Raw genomic sequence first — 22587 nt, 5'->3', positions numbered from 1 at the left:
ACAACGCTGTGGTGCTGTTCACAAGAAGGAGCCGGCCGTGCTGGTAATACTTGGATTCGCCATGATCGCGGTATTCATGGTGCTGATCATGACGAAGAAGTTGACGCCAGTGCTGGCGTTGATCATTGTCCCTACTGTTTTTGGCCTTTTTGCCGGTGCCGGCCTCGGCATCGGCGACATGGTGATGGACTCCATGAAGTCCATGACCTCCACCGCGGCGCTGCTGATGTTCGCCATCATCTACTTCGGCCTGATGATCGACGTCGGGCTCTTTGACCCGCTGGTGAAGTTCATCCTCCGCAAGCTGGGCAACGACCCCGCCAAGGTTGTCCTGGGCACCGCCATCCTGGCGGCCGCCGTGTCGCTGGATGGCGACGGGTCCACCACGTTCATCCTCACCACGGCCGCCATGCTGCCGGTCTACCTGCGCCTCAAGATGAGCCCCGTGGTCCTCACCTGCGTGGCCGGCCTGGCCAACGGCACCATGAACATCCTGCCGTGGGGCGGCCCCACCGCCCGCGCCGCCACCGCCCTGAAGATCGACGTCAATGACGTCTTCGTCCCCATGATCCCGTCCCTGGTGGCCGGCCTGGTGGTCGTGTTCGCCTTCGCCTGGCTGCTGGGCCTGCAGGAGCGCAACCGCCTCCGTGCCACCGCTCCGGAAATCTGGGGCGTCCCGGAGACGGCGGCAGGGTTTGACGGAATGTCCGACGGCGGTGCCTCCGCCGGCGGAACCGGCGGCACGGGTGCCGGAACCGGCCGCGGACGCCAGGGCAACCCCGGCGGAGCAGCCCCCGCCGTCGACGGCTCCCCGGCAGGATCCTCCGTGGCCGTACTGGACCGCGCCGACACCCTCCTTGAGGACAGCGGCGCCGGACTCACCGACACCGCCCTTGACCCGAACCGCTCCACCCTTCGCCCCAAGCTGTTCTGGTTCAACCTGGCCCTGACCGTCGCCGTCATGGTGGTGCTCGTAGCCAACATCATCCCGCTGCCGTTCGTCTTCATGGTGGGCGCCGCGGTCGCCCTGCTGGTCAACTTCCCCAAGGTCAAGGACCAGGGCGCCCAGCTGATCGCCCACGCCCCCTCCATCGTTGCCGTGGTCAGCATGGTCATGGCCGCAGCCGTCCTCACCGGCGTCCTCAAGGGCACCGGCATGGTGGAAGCGATGTCCGCATGGCTGGTCCAGATCATCCCGTCCTCCATGGGCCCGTTCATGGCGGTCATCACCGGCATCCTGAGCATCCCCATGACGTTCTTCATGAGCAACGACGCCTTCTACTTCGGCGTACTGCCGGTGCTGAGCGAGACCGCCGCCCACTACGGCGTTGGCGCCGCTGACATGGCCCGTGCCTCCATCACCGGCCAGCCGTTCCACCTGCAGAGCCCGCTGGTCCCTGCCATCCTGCTGCTGGTTTCGCTGGCCAAGGTGGACCTCGGTGACCACCACAAGAAGGTCCTGTGGCGCACTGCCGTCATCTCCCTGGTAATGCTCGGCGTCGGGCTGCTGACTGGAGCCATTGGTATCGGTTAGTCTTTAGCTGCCCGCGCTCCTGTCCCCGAGGCAGGACCGGGTAGGTAAGGTGCCCGTCTGACGCCCGCTGGGGGCCGTCAGACGGGCATCTGCGTTTCCGCACTAGACTGGATCGGAAAACAATCCGAACTTTGCAGGGGAGATCCATGGCTGCGATCAACCGTGACGACGTCGCGCATCTCGCGCGGCTCGCTCACATCGAGATGAGTGCCGAAGAGCTGGACAGGATGGCCGGCGAGCTCGCCGTCATCGTCGATTCGGTCAAGTCCGTCAGTGAGGCCGCCGGGGATGACGTCCCGGCCACGTCCCACCCCATTCCGCTCACCAACGTGTTCCGCGACGACGTTGTTGGACACACCTTCACGGCGGAACAGGCACTCTCCGGCGCCCCGGATTCCGATGACAACCGTTTCAAGGTCCCGGCCATCCTGGATGAGGCATAACCATGACTGAACACAACACCGCCGGCACCAGCGCCGACACCCTGATCCGCCTGTCCGCCGCGCAGCTGGCCGAAAAGCTCCACGCCGGCGAGGTCACCGCCGTCGAAGTTACCCAGGCCTACCTGGACCGCATCGCCGCCGTCGACGGCAAGGTCAACGCCTTCCTGCACGTCAACGCCGAGGAAGCGCTCGCCGTCGCCGCCGAGGTGGACGCCATCCGCGCCGCCGGCGGTGCTGAGGCCCAGGCCCTGCACGTCCTGGCCGGCGTCCCCATCGCCGTCAAGGACCTCATCGTCACCATCGGCCAGCCCACCACTGCAGGGTCCAAAATCCTCGAAGGCTGGCACAGCCCGTACGACGCCACCGTGGTGGAGCGCCTGCGCGCCGCGAAGATGCCCATCCTTGGCAAGACCAACCTGGACGAATTCGCCATGGGCTCCTCCACCGAGCACTCGGCCTACGGCCCCACCTGCAACCCCTGGGACCTGGACCGGATCCCCGGCGGCTCCGGCGGTGGCTCGGCTGCGGCGGTTGCCGCCTTCGAAGCGCCCCTCGCCCTGGGAACGGACACCGGTGGCTCCATCCGCCAGCCCGGTGCCGTCACGGGAACCGTTGGGGTGAAGCCCACCTACGGCAGCGTCTCCCGCTACGGTGCCATCGCCATGGCCTCCTCGCTGGACCAGATCGGCCCGGTCACCCGCACCGTGCTGGACTCCGCCCTGCTGCACCAGGTCATCGGCGGCCACGATCCCCGCGACTCCACGTCGCTGCCGGACCCCTTGGCAGACCTCGTGGCTGCCGCGAAGACCGGCAACGTCGATGGCCTGCGGATCGGCATCATCAAGGAACTTCACGGCGAGGGCTACCAGGCCGGCGTCGAAAACCGCTTCAACGACGCCCTGGAGCTGCTCAAGGAAGCCGGCGCGGAGATCGTGGAGGTCTCCTGCCCCAACTTCCAGTACGCCCTGGGCGCCTACTACCTGATCATGCCGTCCGAGGCCTCCTCCAACCTGGCCAAGTTCGACGGCGTCCGGTACGGCCTGCGCGTCCTCCCCGAGGACGGGCCCATGACCATTGAACGCGTCATGGGTGCCACCCGCGCCGCCGGGTTCGGCGACGAGGTCAAGCGCCGCATCATCCTGGGCACCTACGCCCTGTCCGCCGGCTACTACGACGCCTACTACGGCTCGGCCCAGAAGGTCCGCACCCTGGTGCAGCGGGACTTTGACGCCGCCTTTGAACAGGCCGACGTCCTGATTTCACCCACCGCCCCCACCACGGCCTTCCCGCTGGGGGAAAAGCTGGACGATCCGCTGGCCATGTACCTGAACGACGTCGCCACCATCCCCGCCAACCTGGCAGGTGTTCCCGGCCTGTCACTGCCCGGCGGCCTGGCCGACGAGGACGGACTTCCCGTCGGCATCCAGCTGCTGGCCCCGGCCCGCGAGGACGCCCGCCTCTACCGGGTTGGCGCGGTGCTCGAATCGCTGCTCGAAGCCAAGTGGGGCGGCCCGCTGCTGGCCCAGGCTCCCGACCTTGCCGCAGCCGGTACCCTCGAAGCCCAGGAGGCAAAATAATGAACACCGAGGCAATCCTGAGCTTCGAAGAGGCCATGGAGAAGTACGACCCCGTCCTGGGCTTTGAGGTCCACGTGGAGCTCAACACCAAGACCAAGATGTTCTCCTCCGCACCCAACGTTTTCGGCGACGAGCCCAACACCAACGTCAACGAGGTGGACCTGGGCATGCCCGGCGTGCTGCCCGTGGTCAACAAGACGGCGGTGGAGTCCTCCATCAAGATCGGCCTGGCGCTGAACTGCAAGATCGCCGAATCCTGCCGCTTTGCCCGGAAGAACTACTTCTACCCGGACACCCCCAAGAACTTCCAGACCTCCCAGTACGACGAGCCCATCGCGTACGACGGCTACCTGGACGTGGAACTGGAGGACGGCACCGTGTTCCGCGTGGAGATCGAGCGCGCTCACATGGAGGAGGACGCCGGAAAGCTGACCCATATGGGCGGTGCCACCGGCCGCATCCACGGCGCCGACTTTTCGCTGGTGGACTACAACCGCGCCGGCGTCCCGCTGGTGGAAATCGTCACCAAGCCCATCGAGGGCGCCGGCTCCCGCGCCCCGGAACTGGCCAAGGCCTACGTGGCCGCCATCCGCGAGATCGTCAAGAACCTTGGCGTCTCCGATGCCCGCATGGAACGCGGCAACGTGCGGTGCGACGCCAACGTCTCGCTCCGCCCGCACGGCCGGGAACGGTTCGGTATCCGGTCCGAAACCAAGAACGTGAACTCGCTGCGCGCTGTCGAGCACGCCGTCCGCTACGAGATCCAGCGCCACGCCGCCGTCCTGGACTCCGGCAATCCCGTGGTCCAGGAGACCCGGCACTGGCACGAGGACACCCGCACCACCACGTCGGGCCGGCCCAAGTCGGACGCGGACGACTACCGCTACTTCCCGGAACCGGACCTGGTCCCCGTGGTGGCGTCCCGTGAATGGGTGGAGGAACTGCGCGCCACGCTGCCAGAACCGCCGGCCGAGCGCCGCAAGCGGCTCAAGGCCGACTGGGGCTATTCTGACCTGGAATTCCGCGACGTGGTGAACGCCGGCGTCCTGGACGAGATCGAGGAAACCATCGCGGCCGGCGCGTCCGCGTCCGTGGCCCGCAAGTGGTGGATGGGCGAGATCGTGGGCCGCGCCAAGGCCGCCGACGTCGACCCCGGCCAGCTGGGCGTCCAGCCCGCAACCATCGTGGAGCTCAACCGCATGGTGGAGGCCGGCAAGATCAACAACAAGATGGCAACGGAAGTGCTGGACGGCGTGCTCGCCGGCGAAGGCACCCCCGAAGAGATCGTCGAGAAGCGCGGACTCGCCGTGGTTTCCGACGACGGCCCCCTCCTGGAAGCCATCGATGCCGCACTCGCTGCCCAGCCCGACGTCGCGGACAAGATCCGCGGCGGTAAGGTCCAGGCCATCGGCGCCATCGTGGGCGGGGTCATGAAGGCCACCCGCGGACAGGCCGACGCCGCCCGAGTCCGGGAACTGATCCTGGAGAAGCTGGGCGTCACCGTCTAGCACTCCCATACCCAACTGGGTCGCAGCAGATGTCGTTTTGAACGCTGATAACGACATTAACTGCGACCCAGTTGGGCTTTAAGTACTCAGGTGCCGCCGGCTGAAAGTACCCGTGGCTGCGCGTCCGCGGCGGACTTACACTTGAGCCCACGGGGCGCTGGTGCCCCGGCGGCGTGCGGGAGGAACAACCATGGTGGCAAGGGAACCGATGAGGGCGCGCAAGGCATTGCTTGCCGGGGCAGTGGCACTGGCGTTGACGGGTACAGGGACGGCCCTGGCGTGGTCCGCCACGGGCACGCCGACGCCGTCGCCCTCGCAAACGGCACCAGGCAAAGACACGGCACCAGGCAAAGACACGGCACCAGGCAAAGACACTGCACCCGGCCAGCAGGACAAGAAGGACCAACAGGACAAGCAGGACAAGCAGGACAAGAAGGCCCAGCGTCCGCAGGCACTCCACGGCGAGGGCGTGGTCAAGAACGCCGACGGCACGTTCCAGACCGTCCTGGAACAGCGTGGGACGGTGGAATCGGTCAGCGATTCGGCCATCACCGTCAAGAGCGAGGACGGCTACTCCCAGACCTACGCCGTCAACGCCGATACCAGGATCACCATGTTTCCAACAGGCGACGACGGCAAGCGGCTTAAGCCGACGGACGGAACCACCGCAGACATCGCCGCCGGGGACACGGTACGCATCTCCGGCACCAAGGACGGGGACAAGGCAGCAGCCAAACGGATCGTGAAGGGTGCCGGTGACGGGCCTGGCCTTGGATTGGGACGCGGCCACGGCCTTGGACACAAGATGGGCAAGGGGAACCACCAGGACGACGAAGGGGCATAGCGTCCGGTTGCCCTTGAACTGCCCCTCCAGCGCGGGTTGAGCCCAGGTCAGCCCTGCCGCACCAGCCCGGCCATGATGTCCTCCAGCGCCTCGCAGACCATCACCACCGCCCGCCGTTTCAGGTTTTCCGGCCTGGCCAGCAGGTCTATCCTGCGGCGCGTGCTGATGCCTTCCAGGGGCCGCAGCACAATGCCCGGATTCAGGACCGGCCCTGCCGTGTACCTGGGCAGCAGCCCAACCACGCCGCCCGCGGCCACGAGCGCCGCCACCGTGAAGTAGTCGTTGATGCGGTGGACGATGTTTGGCTCCCGGCTGGACACGGCAGCGACGGCAGACAGGACATCGGCGGGGGAGTAGCCGGGGTGGCTGGTCACCCAGGCCTCGGCGCCGACGTCGTCCGCCGTGACCGTATCTTTTTGGGCCAACGGGTGGCCGGCGGGCAGTGCCACGTCCAGGGGCTCGTGCGCCAGCGGGATCACGGCCACGCGTTCCGCGGGCCAGCGGGGACTGTGGTCCATGCGGTGCGCCAGGACCAGGTCGTACCGGGCGGTGAGGGCAGGGAAGTCCTGCTGGGCAACATCCTCATCGGACAGTTCGATCCGGGGGTGTTCCGGCCGGTCCAGCATGCGTGCCAGCGGCGCGAACAGCGCCTGCCCGGCACTGTGGAAGCCGCTGAGCGTCACCCGGCCGGCCGGCGAGTGGTGGTAGGTGCCCAGGGCTCCGCGGGCGTCGGCCATGGCGCTGACGACGGCGGCGCCTGCGTCGGCGAGCACTTGGCCGGCTTCCGTGAGCACCAGGTTCCGGCCCTCCTTGCGTGTCAGCGGCACCTCGACTGTTCGCTGCAGGTGGGCCAGTTGCTGCGAGACCGCAGACGGGGTCACCATGAGGGTGTCTGCTACGGCCTTCACGCTCCCCAGGGCGCCCAGTTCACGCAGGATCTCCAGCTGATGTATCTCCACCACGCCAGTCTAATCATTAGCAATTCCTAAATCGTTGATTGAGAAAATTCCTGTTGTGCTAACGCTTCGCCGAGGCTTCAATGAGGAGGACAAGACCTCAGATCTGAATGCCAAGAAGTAAGGACGCCAATGAAGGCCCTGTACAAGCCCGGCCCGCAGGCCGGATTCGAACTCGTCGACAGGCCCGAGCCGGAGGCCGGTCCGGCGGACGTGAAGATCCGGGTCATGACCACCGGGATCTGCGGCACGGACCTGCACATCCAGTCCTGGGACTCCTGGGCCCAGGGGATCATCGAAGCGCCCCTCATCGCCGGCCACGAGTTCTACGGCGAAGTGGTGGAGGTGGGCGAAGACGTCCGCGAAGTCAAGGTTGGCGACAGGGTCTCCGGGGAAGGCCACGTGGTGTGCGGCATTTGCCGGAACTGCCGCGCAGGACGCCGCCAGATGTGCATCCACACGGTCAGCGTGGGGGTCCAGCGCGACGGGGCTTTCGCCGAGTACGTGGTGATCCCCGAGACCAACGCGTGGGTCCACCACGACCCCTCCGTCACGCCCGAACTTGGCGCCATCTTCGACCCCTTCGGCAACGCCGTGCACACCGCACTGAGCTTCCCGCTGGTGGGGGAGGACGTCCTCATCACCGGGGCCGGCCCCATTGGCCTGATGGCAGTCGCCGTCGCCCGCCACGCCGGAGCCCGCAAGATCGCCATCACCGACGTCTCCCGGCCCCGGCTGGACCTGGCCCGGCAGCTCGGGGCCGACCTCGCCATCGATGTCTCCACCACCCGGGTCCGCGACGCCCAGCGCGAGCTCGGCATGCGCGAAGGCTTCGACGTCGGAATGGAAATGTCCGGCCACCCCTCCGCCCTGCCTGAGATGATCGACAACATGAACCACGGCGGCCGGATCGCCATGCTGGGGCTGCCCAGCCAGGAAATCATCATCGACTGGGGCAAGGTGGTCACCCACATGCTGACCCTGAAGGGCATCTATGGCCGGGAGATGTACGAAACCTGGTACGCCATGAGCGCCATGCTCTCATCCAACCCCGTGCTCCATGCGGGCATCTCCGCCGTGGTCACGGACACGCTTCCCGCCACGGACTGGGAGAAGGGCTTCGACATTGCCCGCAGCGGCGTGGGCGGCAAAGTAGTCCTCGACTGGACCCGACTGTAAGGAAACCCATGTACACCTCCATCAAGGACCAGCTTCGCGACGAGCTGGAGGAAATCCGCACCGCCGGGCTCTACAAGACCGAACGCAGCATCAGCTCGCCGCAGTCCAGCCACATCACCGCCGGACAGATCGGCGCGCCGGGTGCCGACGTGCTGAACTTCTGCGCCAACAACTACCTGGGCCTGGCCGACCACCCGGACATCATCAATGCCGCCAAGGCCGCCATGGACGAGCGCGGCTTCGGCATGGCCAGCGTCCGTTTCATCTGCGGAACCCAGGACCTGCACCTCAAACTCGAGGCCAGGGTTTCCGCTTTCCTGGGTACCGAGGACACCATCCTGTTCTCAAGCTGCTTCGACGCCAATGGCGGCGTCTTCGAATCCCTCTTCGGGTCCGAGGATGCGGTCATTTCGGACGCCCTCAACCACGCTTCCATCATCGACGGCATCCGGCTGTGCAAGGCGCGCCGCTACCGCTACGCCAACCAGGACATGGCCGAGCTCGAGGCCCGCCTGCAGGAGGCGCAGGACGCCCGCCGGAAGATCATCGTCACCGACGGCGTGTTTTCAATGGACGGCTACCTGGCTCCGCTCGAGGCCATCTGCGACCTCGCCGAAAAGTACGGCGCCCTGGTGATGGTGGACGACTCCCACGCCGTGGGCTTCATGGGCGCCACCGGCGCGGGCACCCCCGAACACGCCGGCGTGTCCTCCCGCGTGGACATCTACACCGGCACCTTCGGCAAGGCCCTGGGCGGGGCGTCAGGCGGCTACGTGTCCGGCCGCAGGGAGATCATTGCCATGCTGCGGCAGAAGGCGCGCCCCTACCTGTTCTCCAACTCGGTGGCTCCCGCCATTGTGGCCGCCACCCTCAAGGCTCTGGACCTGGTGGAAAACTCGGCCGACCTGCGCCGCCGTCTCTTCGAAAACGCCGAACTGTTCCGCCGCCGCATGACCGGGGAGGGCTTCGACCTGCTGCCCGGCGAACACGCCATCGTGCCGGTGATGTTCGGCGATGCCGTGATGGCCGCCAAGGTTGCCGACCGGATGCTGCAGCACGGCGTCTTCGTCACCGCCTTCAGCTTCCCCGTGGTTCCGCGCGGTGCCGCGAGGATCCGGGTGCAGCTGTCCGCCGCCCATTCAGCGGACGACGTCGAAGCGTGCGTTCGTGCCTTCGTCGCCAGCCGCGCCGAAGCAGCAGCCTGACGAAAGTTCCACCGGCCACGAACTCTGCAAGGATGGACGGATGGCAGCACATTACGATGTCCTGATCGTGGGCGGCGGCATTGCCGGCCTGTCCCTGGCCTCCGCGCTGGCCGGCCGCTGCAGCGTGGCACTGGTGGAGGCGGAGCAGGAGCTGGCGTACCACACGTCCTCCCGCTCCGCCCGGCAGCTGATCCCGAGCTATGGCCCTCCCGTGGTGCAGGAACTCACGCTCCGGACCCTGGAACTGATCGCGGCGCGGGACGCGGAACTGCCGGAACCGGTCCTGACGCCGCGCAGCTTCATGCTGATCGGCTCCGAGGCCGATGTTGCCGCGGAATCCAGCGGGCACATGCAGCCCATCGCCGTTGACCGCGCGCTTGAGCTGTGCCCGGCCCTGCTCCCGGGAACCTTCGCCGCCGCCGGACTGGATACTGGCTCGTTTGGCTGCAACGCGCCCCTGCTCCTGGACACGCACCGCAAACAGGCACTCGAGGCCGGAGCCGATATCATCACCGGCGCACGGGTGCATTCCGCGCAACGGCTGGGTTCCGGATGGCAGGTAGGTGCCGGGGCCGAGGGCTTTGAAGCCGGCGTCCTGGTCAATGCAGCCGGTGCATGGGCTGATGAGCTCGCAGTTATCAGCGGCGTCGAGAAGCTGGGGCTGCAGCCGTACCGGCGCACTGCGGCGATTGCCGCCGTCGAACGCCCCCTGCCTGCCGCCACCCCGATGGTGGCGGCCGCGGACAATACCTTCTACTTCCGCCCTGACGGTGACGACGTCCTGGTTTCGCCGTCCGAAACCGTGCCCAGTGGCCCCGAGGACGCGCGGCCCCGGCCAGGCGACGTGGAGCGCCTGGTGGAAAAGCTGAACTCCATCACCAGCCTGGGGATCACGGGAATCCGCCGCGCCTGGACCGGCCTGCGCACTGAGGCCGCCGACGGGGTTCCGGTGGCGGGCTTCGATGCCGAAGCCCCCGGCTTCTACTGGCTCGTGGGGCAGGGCGGCTACGGCTTCCAGACCTCCGCTGCGATGGCTGAGCTGGCGGCTGACCAGATCCTCGCCGGCCAGGGAGCGTCCGGAGGTGCCGCCGCCGACGGTCCGGAATCCCGGACAGCGCGGGCCCTTGCTGCCAGCCGCTGGTCCATCCGACGCTGAAGAATGGTTCAATGAGCACCCTGATCACCAATATTGCCGAGCTGATGACCCAGGACCTTGAACACCGGGTCCTGAAGGACGCGGCGGTAGTGGTCGAGGGCGAACGGATCTCGTGGATCGGCGCCGCGGCCGAGGCCCCGGCGGCGGACGAAGCCATCGACGCCGGCGGCCGCGCCATGCTCCCCGGATGGGTGGACTCCCACAGCCACCTGCTGTTCGCCGGGGACCGTACCGCGGAATTCGAAGCACGGATGGCGGGGGAGGCGTACGCTGCCGGAGGCATCGCCGTCACCATGAACGCCACGCGTTCCACGTCGGACTTTGACCTCACCCGCCTGGCCATGGGCCGGGTTGCCGAGGCAGTCTCGCAGGGGACCACTTACCTGGAAACGAAGACCGGCTACGGCCTGGATATCGGGAACGAGGCCCGCAGCGCGCGTATCGCCGCCGGCGTGGCGGACCAAGTGACCTACCTGGGCGCCCACTTGGTTCCTGCCGGACAGGACCCGGAGGAGTACACAGACCTGGTCTGCGGACCGATGCTTGATGCCGTCCGCCCCTACGTCCAGTGGGCCGACGTTTTCTGCGAGGAGGGCGCGTTTACAGCCGAACAGTCCCGCCGCGTGCTGACGGCCTGCCGCGACGCCGGACTGGGCCTGCGCGTGCACGGCAACCAGCTGGGTGAGGGCCCCGGCGTGCAGCTTGCCGTGGAGATGGCGGCCGCCAGCGTGGACCACGTCAACTACCTGGCAGGGCAGGACGTGAAGTCCCTTGCGGCTTCCTGGTCCGGGTGGGACCCCGCCACCGGCACAGGCGAGCGGGGCACTGTGGCCACCTGCCTCCCGGCCTGCGACCTCTCAACCCGCCAGCCGCTGGCCCCAGCCCGCACGCTTCTCGACGCCGGTGTGCAGGTGGCGCTCGCTTCCAACTGCAATCCCGGAACGTCGTATACAAGTTCCATGGCATTCTGCGTCACCACCGCCGTCCTCCAGATGCACCTGAGCGTGCATGAGGCCGTCCGCGCCGCCACCTATGGCGGCGCACTGGCGTTGCACAAGGAAAGCGGGCGCGATGCGGACGGTGAACGCGCCGTGGGGTCCATCGCCGTCGGGCACCGCGCCGACCTGCACCTGCTCAACGCCCCGTCCGCAACGCATCTCGCTTACCGTCCCGGCATGCCATTGACGTACGCTGTGTGGCGGGCCGGAGCCAGGGAGCGGTAGGTCCATACCGTTTTTTGATTGTTCCTGACTGTTTTCCTTGAGTTATAATCAGGAAACGTCATCGATCGTGGTGGCTGATGTACGGAAAGGCCCCGCTTGCATGACGCGCACTGACCGGCTGACCGCGATTCTTGACCTGCTGGCCAGAACCGGCCAGGTGGAGGTCGACGAGATTGTCAGCACCCTCAACGTATCCCCGGCCACCGCTCGGCGTGACCTGGACAGCCTCGCCAAACGCCGGCTGCTGACGCGTACCCGCGGCGGCGCCACCACCGGTGCCCTGGCCTACGACCTCCCCGGCCGCTACAACCGCGACGACCACGCCGAAGCCAAGGAACAAATCGCGCAGTGCGCCTCGGCGCTGATCCGGCCCGGCGCTGTGATCGGCCTGTGCGGAGGGACCACCAGCACAGCGCTCGCCCAGATCCTGGCCACCCGGGAAGACCTGAACGCCCCCTCCAACCAGCCCACCCTCACCGTGGTTACCAACGCCATCAACATCGCGGGCCAGTTGGCCGTACGGCCCAACATCAAGGTGATGGTGACCGGTGGAATCCTCAACCCGCGGTCCTATGAACTGGTGGGGCCCTATACGGACATCATCATGCAGAAGGTGGTGCTGGACATCGCCTTCATCGGCGTCAACGGCATCGATCCCGAAGTCGGGCCCACCAACACGGGGGAGGGGGAGGCCTCCGTCAATGCGCTGCTGGCCAGCAGGGCCAGGGTGTCCTACGTCCTGGCCGATTCCTCCAAAGTGGGCGTGCGGGCCTTCGCCACCATGGACGGCTACAACTTCACCCGGCTGATCACCGATGCCGGCATCTCGCCCCGCGACAAGGCTGCCTTTGAAGCCAACGGCACGGAAGTGATTGTCGCGCCCGCCTGACCCGAACTGCCGGCACCGGGCTCCTCCGGCGGCGCACCGCTGCCCGCTTACGACTGCGGACACCAGCCGCTCCATCAGGCCGGATCCAGAAACTGAAGGCAAGATGGGAACATGCTGGTTCCCTCCCGCCGTCGCCTTCGGCTCGAAGTATGGATCGTCCTGGGCCTGTCCCTGGGCCAGTCGGCTGTCTACTCCGTGGTGCAGCTGCTGGACAAGATGACACGCGCCCCGCTTGCCGAGGGCACGTCCACCCTGAACCGCTCCCAGAGCACCCGCGAATACTTCGACCTCACATATCAGCTGCTGGACATCATCTTTGCGCTGGTGCCCGTGCTGCTGGTCTTCTACTTCCTGACGGACCAGCGCCAGGCAGTGCCGGGCGAGGCGGGCACCTCCCGCTCTGCCTTTCAGAAACTGGGGTTCAATTTCGCCCGGCCCGGCAGGGATCTGCTCCAGGGCCTCGGACTGGCTGGACTGATCGGCATACCCTCGCTGGGTCTCTATGCGGCCGGCCGGGCGCTCGGAATTACCACCGCCATCATCCCCAGCGCCCTGGATGCCTATTGGTGGACCGTGCCTGTGCTCATCCTGTCCGCCATGCGGCACGCCGTGCTTGAGGAAGTCATTGTGGTGGGCTACCTCCTGGACCGCTTTGGCAAGTTCGGCTGGAGCATGCCGCTGGCCATTGCGGCGAGCTCCGTGCTGCGCGGCAGCTACCACCTTTACCAAGGCTTTGGTCCCTTCATTGGCAACGCCGTGATGGGCGTGGTCTTTGCCTGGCTGTACACCCGGACCCGCCGGGTCATGCCACTGGTCATCGCCCACGCCCTGCTGGATATCGTGGCCTTCGTTGGCTTCAGCCTGTTCGGCAAAGCCATGGGGTTGGGGTAGGACCCGGGACACCAGCCTGCGCGGCTCCAGCCATGCTTGTTGCTGTCACATCAGCGTCAGCAGCAACGGCCAGTCTGCTTGTGGGTCTGGTGGCAACACGAAGGGTTTCGCGTAGAAGTCGTCCCAGAGGGCATCAGCAGCGCAAAGGTCCTCCGGGTCCAGCAGGTTGTCGCCGTCGGGTTCCTCCACTTCCGGTTCCTCCATTTCCGGCTCCGGCCAGGCTGGAACGGCGGCAAGCGGCACTACTCCTGGCGGCCAGTGGGTTGGTTGGGGGTCTTGGTGTTCGGGGTTGTAGTGGCGGCCGGTGGGTGAGGTCCAACCGGGCGGTCCGTGTTCCGTCGCGGGATCCGGGTTCCAGGTGCGGGCGTGCTTCAAACGGTGATGTTTGGGGCAAAGCTGGGCCAGGTTCCGGATGTCTGTTCTGCCGCCGTGTTCCCAGGCGGTGAGGTGGTCGGTGTGGTTGTCGGGGGTGTGGTTGCTGCAGCCGGGGAAGGTGCATTTCCGGTCCCGCATGCGGATCCATTGTTTGATGGTTTCGGGGAGCCGGTAGCGGGTGCGTCCGATCTCCAGGGGTGCCCCGTCGCGGGGGTCGACCAGGACCCGGTAGAACGACTCCGCCCCGTCCGCGACAAGCCTCCGCGCCATCGACGCCGGGATCGGGCCCAGGCCGTCCAGCACCGCCGGCTCATCGGTCAGCCCGAGCAGCGAGAAGACCGGCACGGTGACCAGGACATCGGCCCGCGGAGTGGGAGCTCGTCCAACATCCGCACTACTCCCGGCAGCCTCGCCCGCAGGGGTTCCTGCGCCGAGGAGGAATGATGCTGCGATGTCGGGGCGGAGTTGGGTGAGGGTGCGGGGCTCGTTAGGGCCTTGGAGGCCGCGGGCGGTGGCGGTGGTGCGGTTCCAGATGGCGCAGGCGGTGTCGCCGGGGAGGTAGAGCGAGAGCCAGGCCATGCCGTCGCGGTCCGGGGTGTATTCCATCCGCCGGTCCGCGACGCCTTTGGCGTGGCGTTTTTCGAGGGTTTCGGGGTGGTGGCGTTCCCGCCAGGCGCGGACCTTGGCGCGGAACCGGGCGGGGACAAGTTCACCGGGCGCGGCACCGCGGGCGGGGTTGGGGGCGTCGGGGTCGAAGAAGTGCGCCACCAAGGCAGCAGCCCCGTCAGGGGTGAGCCCCTCGGTTTCATCGGCGACAATCCTGGCATGCTGCCACGACAGGTCACCGGCTGACAGGGCGCCCAGGAGCGGCGGCAGGGAACACACCCGCCGGGACTGTTCCACCAACCCGCCTGCGGCCGCGGAACTGATGCTCAGGACACCGGCGATCTCCTCCACCGCGGACATCTCCGAAAACATGCGCTCATCCACCGGGGCGTCAGGGGCAAGCAGTGCCTGCTGGAAACCGACGCACTCCACGGCATCACGAGCTTTGACCGCCGCGAGCTGAGCCTCGACCCGGGAGACTGCCTCCAGCCGTTCCAGCCGGAGCTCATACCGCCGCTGCAGCACATCCACGTCAGCGCCAACACCGGACCCGGCAGCAAGGAAATGATCCTGACGGTCCAGCGCATCGAGGGCAGCAACAGAGGCAGAAACACCCTCCAACACCACCCCAACACCCGTGCCGATTCCCATACCCACATCATCCAGCGAGGCACCGACATTCAGACCTGGATCGCAGCGATGTAGGAAGCAGCCACTTAAATGAATTCGGCCGCCATCGGGTAGTGACGCCGTTGTCACCACCTGATGGCGGCCGAAGCTGATCCGGGTACTGGCCCGGTGAACCCCCTCCCGGACATTCCGGGAGGCTGGGGTGGAGCGTCAGATGGTGACGGCTCCGTTGGCGGTTTCAAACGTGACCGACAGGATGCCCGGAGTTCCATGCGGGGCGACCCACTCCACCGCCACGTCCTCAAGCGGCTTCTCCACCGGTTCACCCAGCCACTCGGTCACGCGGGACGCGGAGCCGGCGATGGTCAGGCAGCTCATCTTAAGGTTGCTGGGGTAGGCGTTGGACGGGTGCAGTGCCGGGTCGCCTTCCCACTTGAGCATGTACGGCACCTGGGGATCGGCGATAAGGCCAAGGATGCCAATCTGTTTCCAGACCAGCTCCCGGCCGTCCGGGAACTTGCGGTTGCCGTTCACCGCGGCGCGGCCAAGGCGTGCCTCGAACGGGGCGAGGTCGTCCACTTCGACGCACCAGCCCATCCAGCCGCCACCGGCCGCGGAACGGGCACGCACGGCCTGTCCGAACGGTGCCTTGTCCGAAGCCGGGTGGTCCAGGACCTCTACGACTTCCAGGTACTTGTGCCCGGCGAGCGGGATGATCATATTCCGGGTTCCGAACCGGGGGTGCACCCCGCCCTTCACTGCCTCAACGCCGAGGGCAGATGAAATACGTTCGGTAGTGGCCGCGAGGCCATCTTGTTCACAGGCGTAAGAGACGTGATCCATGCGCATGGCAACATCTTGGCACTTTGTGATCCGGCTCTCAGCTAAGGGTACCCTTACTGGAAAGGCGGCCGGGAAAAGGGCCGGGAACATGGGCAAGAAGGACGACGGCGGCGTCCCCGGCCGGGTGCGGGGCGGCCCACCTGTGGCGGCTCGAAAGCCATGCAGGGCGACCTTGTTCGTCACAATGCTGTCCATGGCGACTACCCCGTTCCTAGACTGGGCGCAGGTCATGAGTGCCAGCGCCAAGCCCCGGCTCGCTGGCCGGCAACCCTCCACCCGCGGTGGGGTGCCCCGGGTGAGGACCTGGCTGTCCGGCAAGAGCCGGAAGCAAGCGCGGCCCGTACTGCCCCACGCATTCCGGGCCCACGTCAAAGGAGATTTGGATGTCCAACGGATGGTCTTTCGAAACCCGCCAGATCCATGCCGGCCAGGAGCCCGACAGTGCCACCGGAGCCCGCGCGCTCCCCATTTACCAGACCACGTCCTTCGTGTTCCCCAGCGCCGAAAGCGCAGCCAACCGCTTTGCCCTCGCCGAACTTGCACCCATCTACACCCGGATCGGCAACCCCACCCAGGATGCCGTCGAACAGCGGATCGCCAGCCTTGAGGGAGGCCTGGCCGCATTGCTGCTGAGCTCTGGCCAGGCCGCCGAGACGTTCGCGGTGCTGAACATTGCGGAGGCGGGGGACCATATTGTGGCGAGCCCCAGTCTTTACGGCGGAACGTACAACCTGTTCGCCCACACCCTGAAGAAGTTCGGCATCTCGGTCACCTTCGTCCAGGATCCCGACAACCTGGACCAGTGGCGCGACGCCGTCCAGCCGAATACCAAGCTCTTTTTCGGTGAAGTGGTGTCCAATCCCCGCCAGGACGTCCTGGACATCGAAGGCATCTCCGAGGTGGCCCACCAGGCAGGCGTGCCACTGATCGTGGACAACACCCTGTCCACGCCCTACCTGATCCGCCCACTGGAGTGGGGTGCGGACATCGTGATCCACTCCGCCACCAAATACCTGGGCGGCCACGGCTCCGCAATAGCGGGCGTGATCGTGGATTCCGGCAAATTCGACTTCGGCAAGGACCCTGAACGGTTCCCCGGCTTCAACACCCCGGACCCCACCTACAACGGCCTGGTCTACGCCCGCGACCTAGGCGCCGACGGTGCGCTGGGTGCCAACCTCTCCTACATCCTCAAGGCCCGCGTCCAGCTGCTGCGCGACCTTGGCTCGGCGGTTTCCCCCTTCAACGCCTTCCTGATCTCCCAGGGCCTGGAGACGCTGAGCCTGCGGGTGGAACGCCACGTTGCCAACGCCACTGAAGTGGCGCGCTGGCTGGAAGGAAGGGACGACGTCGAATCCGTCGCCTACGCCGGGCTGCCCTCCAGCCCCTGGTACGAGCGTGGCCGCAAGTACGGGCCCAAGGGAACGGGCGCCGTCGTGGCCTTCAACCTTGCCGGCGGAGCGGAGGCGGGCAAGCGCTTCGTCGACGCCCTGGAGCTGCATTCCCACGTGGCCAACATCGGCGACGTCCGCTCCCTGGTCATCCACCCGGCGTCGACCACCCACAGCCAGCTCTCGCCGGAGCAGCAAGCGGTGGCCGGGGTGAATCCGGGACTGGTCCGGCTCTCTGTTGGCCTGGAGCACATCGACGACATCCTGGCCGACCTGGAAGCGGGTTTCCGCGCTGCCAAAGGCGCCCAGAGCTAAAAGCGCGCCAGGGCTGACGCCGGGAGGGCCGGCAAGCGGGGAAGTCACAACCAGTCACACTCTTGGCCTGGAGCGGGGGGTGTTTCGTACACTCGAACCAGGTCATGAGTGCCAGTGACAGCCCCGGCTTGCTGGCCGGCAACCCTCCATCCGCGGTGGGGTGCCCCGGGTGAGGACCTGGCCTGCCGGTCAGACGACGGCAGGCAAGCGCGTAGAAGAGGTCTTGCCATGACGATTACCGTCGCCCGAACCACCATCCCCGAACACGGAATTGTCCGCTACGCCTCCATCGGAGGGCTGGAACTTGAAGCCGGGGGATACCTCCCGGACGTCACGCTGGCCTACGAAACCTGGGGCACGCTCAACGCCGACGCCAGCAACGCCATCCTGATCGAGCACGCCCTGACCGGCAGCACCCACGTGACCCGCGGCGACACGGACGAAGAAGGCTGGTGGGAACAATTGGCCGGTCCCGGCGCTCCCGTGGACACGGACAAGTTCTTCGTGGTGTCCGTCAACATCGTGGGCGGCTGCTACGGGTCCACGGGCCCGTCGTCGGCCGCCCCGGACGGAGCCCCCTGGGGCTCCCGCTTCCCCCTGGTCACCCTGCGGGACAGCACGGTGGCAGAGGCCCGGCTGGCTGACCAGCTGGGCATCAGCAGCTGGTTCGCTGTCCTGGGCGGATCCATGGGCGGCGCCCGCGCCCTTGAATGGGCAGTGACCTACCCGGAGAGGGTGCAGCGCTGCGCCGTCATCTCCGTGGGTGCCGCGAGCACGGCGGAACAGATCGCCTTCGCGCAGGCCCAGACCCTGGCCATCCGGCAGGACCCACACTTCAACGGCGGCGACTACTACGGCGGCCCCTGCCCGGAAGCCGGGCTGGCACTTGCCCGGCGCATTGCCCACATCACCTACCGGTCCGCGGCTGAACTGGAAGGCCGCTTCGGCCGGGAACCCCAGGCGCCGGAGTCGCCCCTGAAGGGTGAGGCTCTGGCCGCCCGCGGCCGCTACCAGGTGGAAAGCTACCTGGACCACCAGGGCAGCAAGCTCGTGAAGCGCTTCGACGCCAACAGCTATATCGCCCTCACCGAGGCGCTGATGAGCCATGACATCTGCCGGGGCCGCGGAACCCTGGCCGAAACCCTGGCCAGGTCCACCGCCAGGTTCTTCGTGGCCGCCGTGGATTCGGACCGGCTGTATTTCCCGTCGCAGTCCCGTGAGCTGGCCCAGGCCCTGCCGGGGGACGTGGACGTGCACGTCATCCAGGCGCCGATCGGGCACGACGGGTTCCTGACCGAGATCGGGCAGCTGGGCAGCCAGCTCCGGAGCAGCTTCCTGGCCTAGCGCCGCGCATGTGCATTCCTGCAGATGCCTTCTGCACTAATCGGCGTTGAGGTTGCACCGCAGGCAGACCATACTCAATCGAATCCGGTGCGTTCGTGGTGTGCATCACACCCGGCCGCCATTGATTGGTCCCCGTGGTGTCGACGACGACGCCGAAGGAGTTCGCATGAGTACGGAAAGCTCCGCCGCAAGGCGCACAGAGGAAACCGACGTCAAGGCTTCAGGCCTTAAGAAAGTGGTTACGGCCTCCATGGCCGGAACCGTTGTTGAGTGGTACGAGTTCTTCCTCTACGCCTCGGCTGCCACCCTGGTGTTCGGAAAGGCCTTCTTCCCCAACGCCGGCACAGAACTGGATGGCATCATCGCCGCCTTCCTCACTTATGCCGTCGGTTTCGTGGCGCGCCCCATCGGCGGCATCGTCTTTGGCCACTTCGGCGACAAGTTCGGACGCAAGAAGCTGCTGCAGCTGAGCATCATCCTGGTAGGCGTCTCCACCTTCCTCATGGGCTGCCTGCCCACGTTCCAGCAGATCGGCTACTGGGCTCCCGCACTGCTGGTGGTCCTCCGGTTCGCCCAGGGCTTCGCCGTTGGCGGCGAGTGGGGCGGCGCCGTCCTCCTCGTGGCCGAACACAGCCCCAGCAAATCCCGCGGTTTCTGGGCCAGCTGGCCACAGTCGGCAGTGCCGCTGGGAAACCTGCTTGCCACCGCCGTCTTGTTCACCCTGTCCTCCACGTTGACCCAGGACGCCTTCCTGGGGTGGGGCTGGCGCGTAGCGTTCTGGCTGTCCGCGGTGATCGTCCTGATCGGTTACTACATCCGCACCAAGGTCAATGACGCACCGATCTTCCTCGAAGCCCGCAAAGAGGTCGAAGCCGGCCACAAGGGCTACGGCGTCGCTGAGGTATTCCGGCGCTACCCCCGCGGCGTCTTCACCGCCATGGGCCTGCGCCTGGCGGAAAACATCCTGTACTACCTCGTGGTCACGTTCTCCATCACCTACCTGAAAACCGTGGTCCAGGCCGACACCACCCGCATCCTCCTCCTGCTGCTCCTTGCCCACGCCCTGCACTTCGCAGTCGTGCCCATGGTCGGCAAGCTGTCGGACCGGTTTGGCCGCAGGCCCGTCTACATGGCCGGCGCCATCATGGGGGCCACCTGGGGCTTCTTCGCCTTCCCCATGATGGACACCAAGAACGATGCCATCATCCTGGCCGCCATCATGATCGGCCTGGTGTTCCACGCCTTCATGTACGCCGGGCAGCCTGCCATCATGGCGGAAATGTTCCCCACCCGGATGCGCTACTCCGGGGTGTCCCTGGGCTACCAGGTGACGTCGATCGTGGCAGGATCCCTGGCCCCGATCATCGCCGCCTCGCTCCTGGGCGCCTACAAGTCCTCCGTCCCCGTGGCGGTCTACCTGCTGATCGCCTGCGCCATTACCGCCGTCGCGGTCTACTTCCTGAAGGAAACCCGCGGCATCTCGCTGCACGACGTGGACGCCGCCGACGCCCAGGGCACCGCCGACCTCCTTGCCGCCCGCAAGAAGTAGCAGGATCCGTGAAAGCCGCCGTCCTGTACTCCACCGTTCCCGCCGCCCCCACCACGGGGGCCGGCAACGGGAAGCAGACCTACTCCGAGGCCGCTCCGCTGCTGGTGCAGGAACTGGAGCAGCCGGAGCCCCGCGCCGGTGAGCTTGGTGTTGCCATCACCTACTCCAGCCTCTGCCACTCGGACCTCTCGGTGGTGGACGGTTCCCGCGTCCGGCCGCTGCCCATGGCCTTGGGCCACGAGGCGGTGGGTCGGGTGGTGTCCGTGGGGGCCGGCGTGTCCGACGTGGCCGTGGGCGACCATGTGGTGCTGGTCTTCGTGCCGAGCTGTGGCGGGTGCCGTGCATGCCTGGCCGGCCGGCCGGCCCTCTGCCACCGTGCAGCAGAGGTCAATGGCTCCGGCGACCTGCTGCACGGGCCGGCACTGCTGCGGACTCCGGCAGGGGAACGGATCAACCACCACCTTGGCGTCTCGGCCTTCGCCGATTACGCAGTGGTGGCAAGGGAATCGGTGGTGGTGATCGACGACGACGTCCCGGACACGGTTGCCGCGATGTTTGGTTGCGCCGTGCTCACCGGAATGGGTGCAGTGTTGAATACCGCGGCTGTAAGTCCGGGGCAGTCCGTAGCGGTGTTCGGCCTCGGAGCCGTGGGCCTGTCAGCCGTCATGGCAGCGCGCCTCGCCGGAGCCGCCGACGTCATTGCCATCGATCCAAACCAAGGCAAGCACCAGCTGGCCCGCGACGCCGGCGCCACATCGGTGGGAACGCCGGAGGACGCGGCACGGCTGATCGCGGAAGCGTCCGGGGACGGTGTGGACGTTGCCATTGAAGCAGTGGGATCAGCAGGCGTTATCGCCTCCTGCCTGGAGCAGGTGACGCGGGGAGGCGCCGTGGTGTCGGTGGGCCTGCCCCATCCGTCCGCCCAGTTGACGGTGCCGGCCCTGCAGTTTGCCGGGGCGGGAAAACGGCTGCTGGGCTCTTACATGGGGGATGCCGTGCCGGCGCGCGACATTCCGCAGTACCTGGCGTTCTGGCGCGAAGGCAGGCTGCCGGTTGAGCTGCTGCACACTGACACCCGGCCGCTCAGCGAGATCAATGAGGGCCTGGACGCGCTGGCATCCGGGCAGGTGGTAAGGCGGCTGTTCCAGGCCTGACTTGTTCGGGGGGCCTGGGTCCGCAAGAACCGCGCCTACCCCGCCAGCACCCCGGAGCGCTCCTTCATTTCCGCCTTGAGTGCCGCAATCACCGCCTGGACCGGTGCGGACCGGAGCGACTCCGGGCGGGCAACGGCCCAGATGGGGAGCTGGCGCTCAAAGTCGGCCGCCAGGACGGGCACGAAGTCCCCGCAGCCCGCCACCATGAAGTTGGGCAGCAGCCCAATGCCCGCACCCTGCCGTACCGCCTCCACCTGGGCGAACACGCTGGTGGCCTGGAAGCTCGTCCTGGGCAGCGGAAGCTGCGAGGACCAGCGCGGCCCCAGCTCCGCCACCTGGAGTGCGGACTCGACGTAGGACACAAACGCGTGCTGCCCCACGTCGTCGAGCGTTTCCGGCAGGCCATGCCGGGCGGCATACGCTGAGCTTGCGTAGAGGCGCAGGTAGTAGTTGCTCAGGAAGATTGTCTGCGCGGTGGTGACGTCCGCCCGGCCCACCACGATCTCCAGGTCCACGCCCGACCGGTTCTGGCTGACTTTCCGGGTGGCGCTGAGCATTTCGATGTTCAGCTGCGGGTTTTGCTGCTGGAGCCGCACCAGCGACGGGGTGACGAACACTGCTCCCACGCCGTCCGTCGTGGCGACGCGGACCAGGCCGGCGAGGGTGCTTTGGTCCTGGCTGATCAGGCCGGACAGCGAGCCAAGGGTACCTTCGATCGCCTCTGCCGCTTCCACGGCCGCGGCACCGAGCTGTGTCAGCTCCCAACCCTGGGGGCTGCGTTCCAAAGTCCGGCCGCCCAGTTGCCTGTCCAGGGCGAGGATGCGGCGGGAGATGGTGGTGTGGGTTGTTCCCAGCGTCTCGGCTACCGCGTTGAACCGGCCCAGGCGGGCAACGGTGAGCAGGATGAGCAGGTCGTCGGGGCTTGGCAACCGTCTCAGGTCCACTGCGGTCCTTCCTTCGATGTGCATCAATGCA

General features: G+C 67.0%; 19 protein-coding genes and 2 riboswitches. Of the genes, 15 read left to right on the top strand and 4 right to left on the bottom strand.

Annotated elements, in window-relative coordinates:
* Nucleotides 1-37: 37 nt before the first annotated feature.
* From AC3ANU_RS15920 to AC3ANU_RS15900, 5 genes are all read left to right on the top strand, one after another.
* A complete protein-coding gene (locus tag AC3ANU_RS15920) occupies nt 38-1534 on the top strand; it encodes a CitMHS family transporter (protein WP_134164501.1) in 1497 nt (498 codons plus the stop codon).
* 146 nt (nt 1535-1680) lie between these two features.
* On the top strand, nt 1681-1977 hold the full coding sequence (gatC, locus tag AC3ANU_RS15915) for an Asp-tRNA(Asn)/Glu-tRNA(Gln) amidotransferase subunit GatC (protein ID WP_018763018.1): 297 nt from the start codon (nt 1681-1683) through the stop codon (nt 1975-1977).
* A 2-nt stretch (nt 1978-1979) separates the two neighbouring features.
* Complete coding sequence (gene gatA / locus AC3ANU_RS15910) at nt 1980-3554, top strand: Asp-tRNA(Asn)/Glu-tRNA(Gln) amidotransferase subunit GatA (RefSeq protein WP_488314847.1); 1575 nt, start codon at nt 1980-1982, stop codon at nt 3552-3554.
* A complete protein-coding gene (gene gatB, locus AC3ANU_RS15905; protein WP_018771894.1) occupies nt 3554-5062 on the top strand; it encodes an Asp-tRNA(Asn)/Glu-tRNA(Gln) amidotransferase subunit GatB in 1509 nt (502 codons plus the stop codon). The genes gatA and gatB overlap by 1 nt, the downstream gene beginning before the upstream one ends.
* Before the next feature lie 190 nt (nt 5063-5252).
* Nucleotides 5253-5906 (top strand): DUF5666 domain-containing protein, encoded by a 654-nt coding sequence (locus tag AC3ANU_RS15900; protein WP_488314846.1) that lies wholly within the window; start codon nt 5253-5255, stop codon nt 5904-5906.
* A gap of 47 nt (nt 5907-5953) precedes the next feature.
* On the opposite strand, the gene AC3ANU_RS15895 is transcribed toward AC3ANU_RS15900, so the two are convergent.
* Nucleotides 5954-6865: a LysR family transcriptional regulator gene (locus AC3ANU_RS15895; RefSeq protein WP_018771896.1), complete on the bottom strand. Its 912-nt coding sequence runs from the start codon at nt 6863-6865 to the stop codon at nt 5954-5956.
* Between the two features lie 129 nt (nt 6866-6994).
* On the opposite strand from AC3ANU_RS15895, the gene tdh reads away from it, so the two are divergent.
* The 6 genes from tdh (at nt 6995) to AC3ANU_RS15865 (ending at nt 13405) form a co-directional block, all read left to right on the top strand.
* Entirely contained in the window at nt 6995-8041 is a 1047-nt protein-coding gene (gene tdh / locus AC3ANU_RS15890; protein WP_134164499.1) for an L-threonine 3-dehydrogenase, read from the top strand.
* Nucleotides 8042-8049: 8 nt separating this feature from the next.
* A complete protein-coding gene (locus AC3ANU_RS15885) occupies nt 8050-9246 on the top strand; it encodes a glycine C-acetyltransferase (protein WP_134164498.1) in 1197 nt (398 codons plus the stop codon).
* Between the two features lie 40 nt (nt 9247-9286).
* A complete protein-coding gene (locus tag AC3ANU_RS15880; RefSeq protein WP_478222098.1) occupies nt 9287-10402 on the top strand; it encodes an NAD(P)/FAD-dependent oxidoreductase in 1116 nt (371 codons plus the stop codon).
* Nucleotides 10403-10413: 11 nt separating this feature from the next.
* A complete protein-coding gene (hutI, locus tag AC3ANU_RS15875; protein WP_488314845.1) occupies nt 10414-11625 on the top strand; it encodes an imidazolonepropionase in 1212 nt (403 codons plus the stop codon).
* A gap of 100 nt (nt 11626-11725) precedes the next feature.
* Nucleotides 11726-12514 (top strand): DeoR/GlpR family DNA-binding transcription regulator, encoded by a 789-nt coding sequence (locus AC3ANU_RS15870; protein ID WP_018771901.1) that lies wholly within the window; start codon nt 11726-11728, stop codon nt 12512-12514.
* Between the two features lie 111 nt (nt 12515-12625).
* Nucleotides 12626-13405, top strand: a complete 780-nt coding sequence (locus AC3ANU_RS15865) for a CPBP family intramembrane glutamic endopeptidase (protein ID WP_488314844.1) — start codon at nt 12626-12628, stop codon at nt 13403-13405.
* Between the two features lie 45 nt (nt 13406-13450).
* Here AC3ANU_RS15865 and AC3ANU_RS15860 read toward each other — a convergent pair whose 3' ends face one another.
* Nucleotides 13451-15037: an HNH endonuclease signature motif containing protein gene (locus AC3ANU_RS15860; RefSeq protein WP_488314843.1), complete on the bottom strand. Its 1587-nt coding sequence runs from the start codon at nt 15035-15037 to the stop codon at nt 13451-13453.
* Nucleotides 15038-15226: 189 nt separating this feature from the next.
* Nucleotides 15227-15865, bottom strand: coding sequence for a VOC family protein (locus tag AC3ANU_RS15855; protein ID WP_026266126.1), 639 nt, complete (start codon nt 15863-15865; stop codon nt 15227-15229).
* A gap of 219 nt (nt 15866-16084) precedes the next feature.
* Nucleotides 16085-16199, top strand: a riboswitch (SAM riboswitch).
* Nucleotides 16200-16242: 43 nt separating this feature from the next.
* Here AC3ANU_RS15855 and AC3ANU_RS15850 point away from each other — a divergent pair.
* From AC3ANU_RS15850 to AC3ANU_RS15835, 4 genes are all read left to right on the top strand, one after another.
* Nucleotides 16243-17565 (top strand): bifunctional o-acetylhomoserine/o-acetylserine sulfhydrylase, encoded by a 1323-nt coding sequence (locus AC3ANU_RS15850; RefSeq protein WP_056390026.1) that lies wholly within the window; start codon nt 16243-16245, stop codon nt 17563-17565.
* Between the two features lie 100 nt (nt 17566-17665).
* Nucleotides 17666-17781, top strand: a riboswitch (SAM riboswitch).
* 12 nt (nt 17782-17793) lie between these two features.
* Entirely contained in the window at nt 17794-18909 is a 1116-nt protein-coding gene (metX, locus tag AC3ANU_RS15845; protein WP_134164492.1) for a homoserine O-acetyltransferase MetX, read from the top strand.
* A gap of 166 nt (nt 18910-19075) precedes the next feature.
* The gene (locus AC3ANU_RS15840; protein ID WP_018771618.1) at nt 19076-20458 is read left to right on the top strand and encodes an MFS transporter; all 1383 of its coding nucleotides are present in this window, start codon (nt 19076-19078) and stop codon (nt 20456-20458) included.
* An 8-nt stretch (nt 20459-20466) separates the two neighbouring features.
* Nucleotides 20467-21612: a zinc-binding dehydrogenase gene (locus tag AC3ANU_RS15835; protein WP_488314842.1), complete on the top strand. Its 1146-nt coding sequence runs from the start codon at nt 20467-20469 to the stop codon at nt 21610-21612.
* Nucleotides 21613-21647: 35 nt separating this feature from the next.
* Here the strand turns inward: AC3ANU_RS15835 and AC3ANU_RS15830 are convergent, their stop codons facing one another.
* The gene (locus AC3ANU_RS15830; RefSeq protein WP_488315985.1) at nt 21648-22550 is read right to left on the bottom strand and encodes a LysR family transcriptional regulator; all 903 of its coding nucleotides are present in this window, start codon (nt 22548-22550) and stop codon (nt 21648-21650) included.
* Nucleotides 22551-22587 lie beyond the last annotated feature (37 nt).

The organism is Arthrobacter sp. SDR-2R (assembly GCF_057747955.1).
The sequence above is the reverse complement of the archived record's forward strand: the minus strand, read 5'-3'. Positions and strand labels throughout refer to the sequence as shown.

Excerpts from the sequence above, each read along its gene's own strand:
- gatC (WP_018763018.1), top strand. The coding sequence starts at position 1,681 with ATGGCTGCGATCAACCGTGACGACGTCGCGCATCTCGCGCGGCTCGCT.
- gatA (WP_488314847.1), top strand. The coding sequence starts at position 1,980 with ATGACTGAACACAACACCGCCGGCACCAGCGCCGACACCCTGATCCGC.
- gatB (WP_018771894.1), top strand. The coding sequence starts at position 3,554 with ATGAACACCGAGGCAATCCTGAGCTTCGAAGAGGCCATGGAGAAGTAC.
- AC3ANU_RS15900 (WP_488314846.1), top strand. The coding sequence starts at position 5,253 with ATGGTGGCAAGGGAACCGATGAGGGCGCGCAAGGCATTGCTTGCCGGG.
- tdh (WP_134164499.1), top strand. The coding sequence starts at position 6,995 with ATGAAGGCCCTGTACAAGCCCGGCCCGCAGGCCGGATTCGAACTCGTC.
- AC3ANU_RS15885 (WP_134164498.1), top strand. The coding sequence starts at position 8,050 with ATGTACACCTCCATCAAGGACCAGCTTCGCGACGAGCTGGAGGAAATC.
- AC3ANU_RS15880 (WP_478222098.1), top strand. The coding sequence starts at position 9,287 with ATGGCAGCACATTACGATGTCCTGATCGTGGGCGGCGGCATTGCCGGC.
- hutI (WP_488314845.1), top strand. The coding sequence starts at position 10,414 with ATGAGCACCCTGATCACCAATATTGCCGAGCTGATGACCCAGGACCTT.
- AC3ANU_RS15870 (WP_018771901.1), top strand. The coding sequence starts at position 11,726 with ATGACGCGCACTGACCGGCTGACCGCGATTCTTGACCTGCTGGCCAGA.
- AC3ANU_RS15865 (WP_488314844.1), top strand. The coding sequence starts at position 12,626 with ATGCTGGTTCCCTCCCGCCGTCGCCTTCGGCTCGAAGTATGGATCGTC.
- AC3ANU_RS15860 (WP_488314843.1), bottom strand. The coding sequence starts at position 15,037 with ATGGGAATCGGCACGGGTGTTGGGGTGGTGTTGGAGGGTGTTTCTGCC.
- AC3ANU_RS15855 (WP_026266126.1), bottom strand. The coding sequence starts at position 15,865 with ATGCGCATGGATCACGTCTCTTACGCCTGTGAACAAGATGGCCTCGCG.
- AC3ANU_RS15850 (WP_056390026.1), top strand. The coding sequence starts at position 16,243 with ATGTCCAACGGATGGTCTTTCGAAACCCGCCAGATCCATGCCGGCCAG.
- metX (WP_134164492.1), top strand. The coding sequence starts at position 17,794 with ATGACGATTACCGTCGCCCGAACCACCATCCCCGAACACGGAATTGTC.
- AC3ANU_RS15840 (WP_018771618.1), top strand. The coding sequence starts at position 19,076 with ATGAGTACGGAAAGCTCCGCCGCAAGGCGCACAGAGGAAACCGACGTC.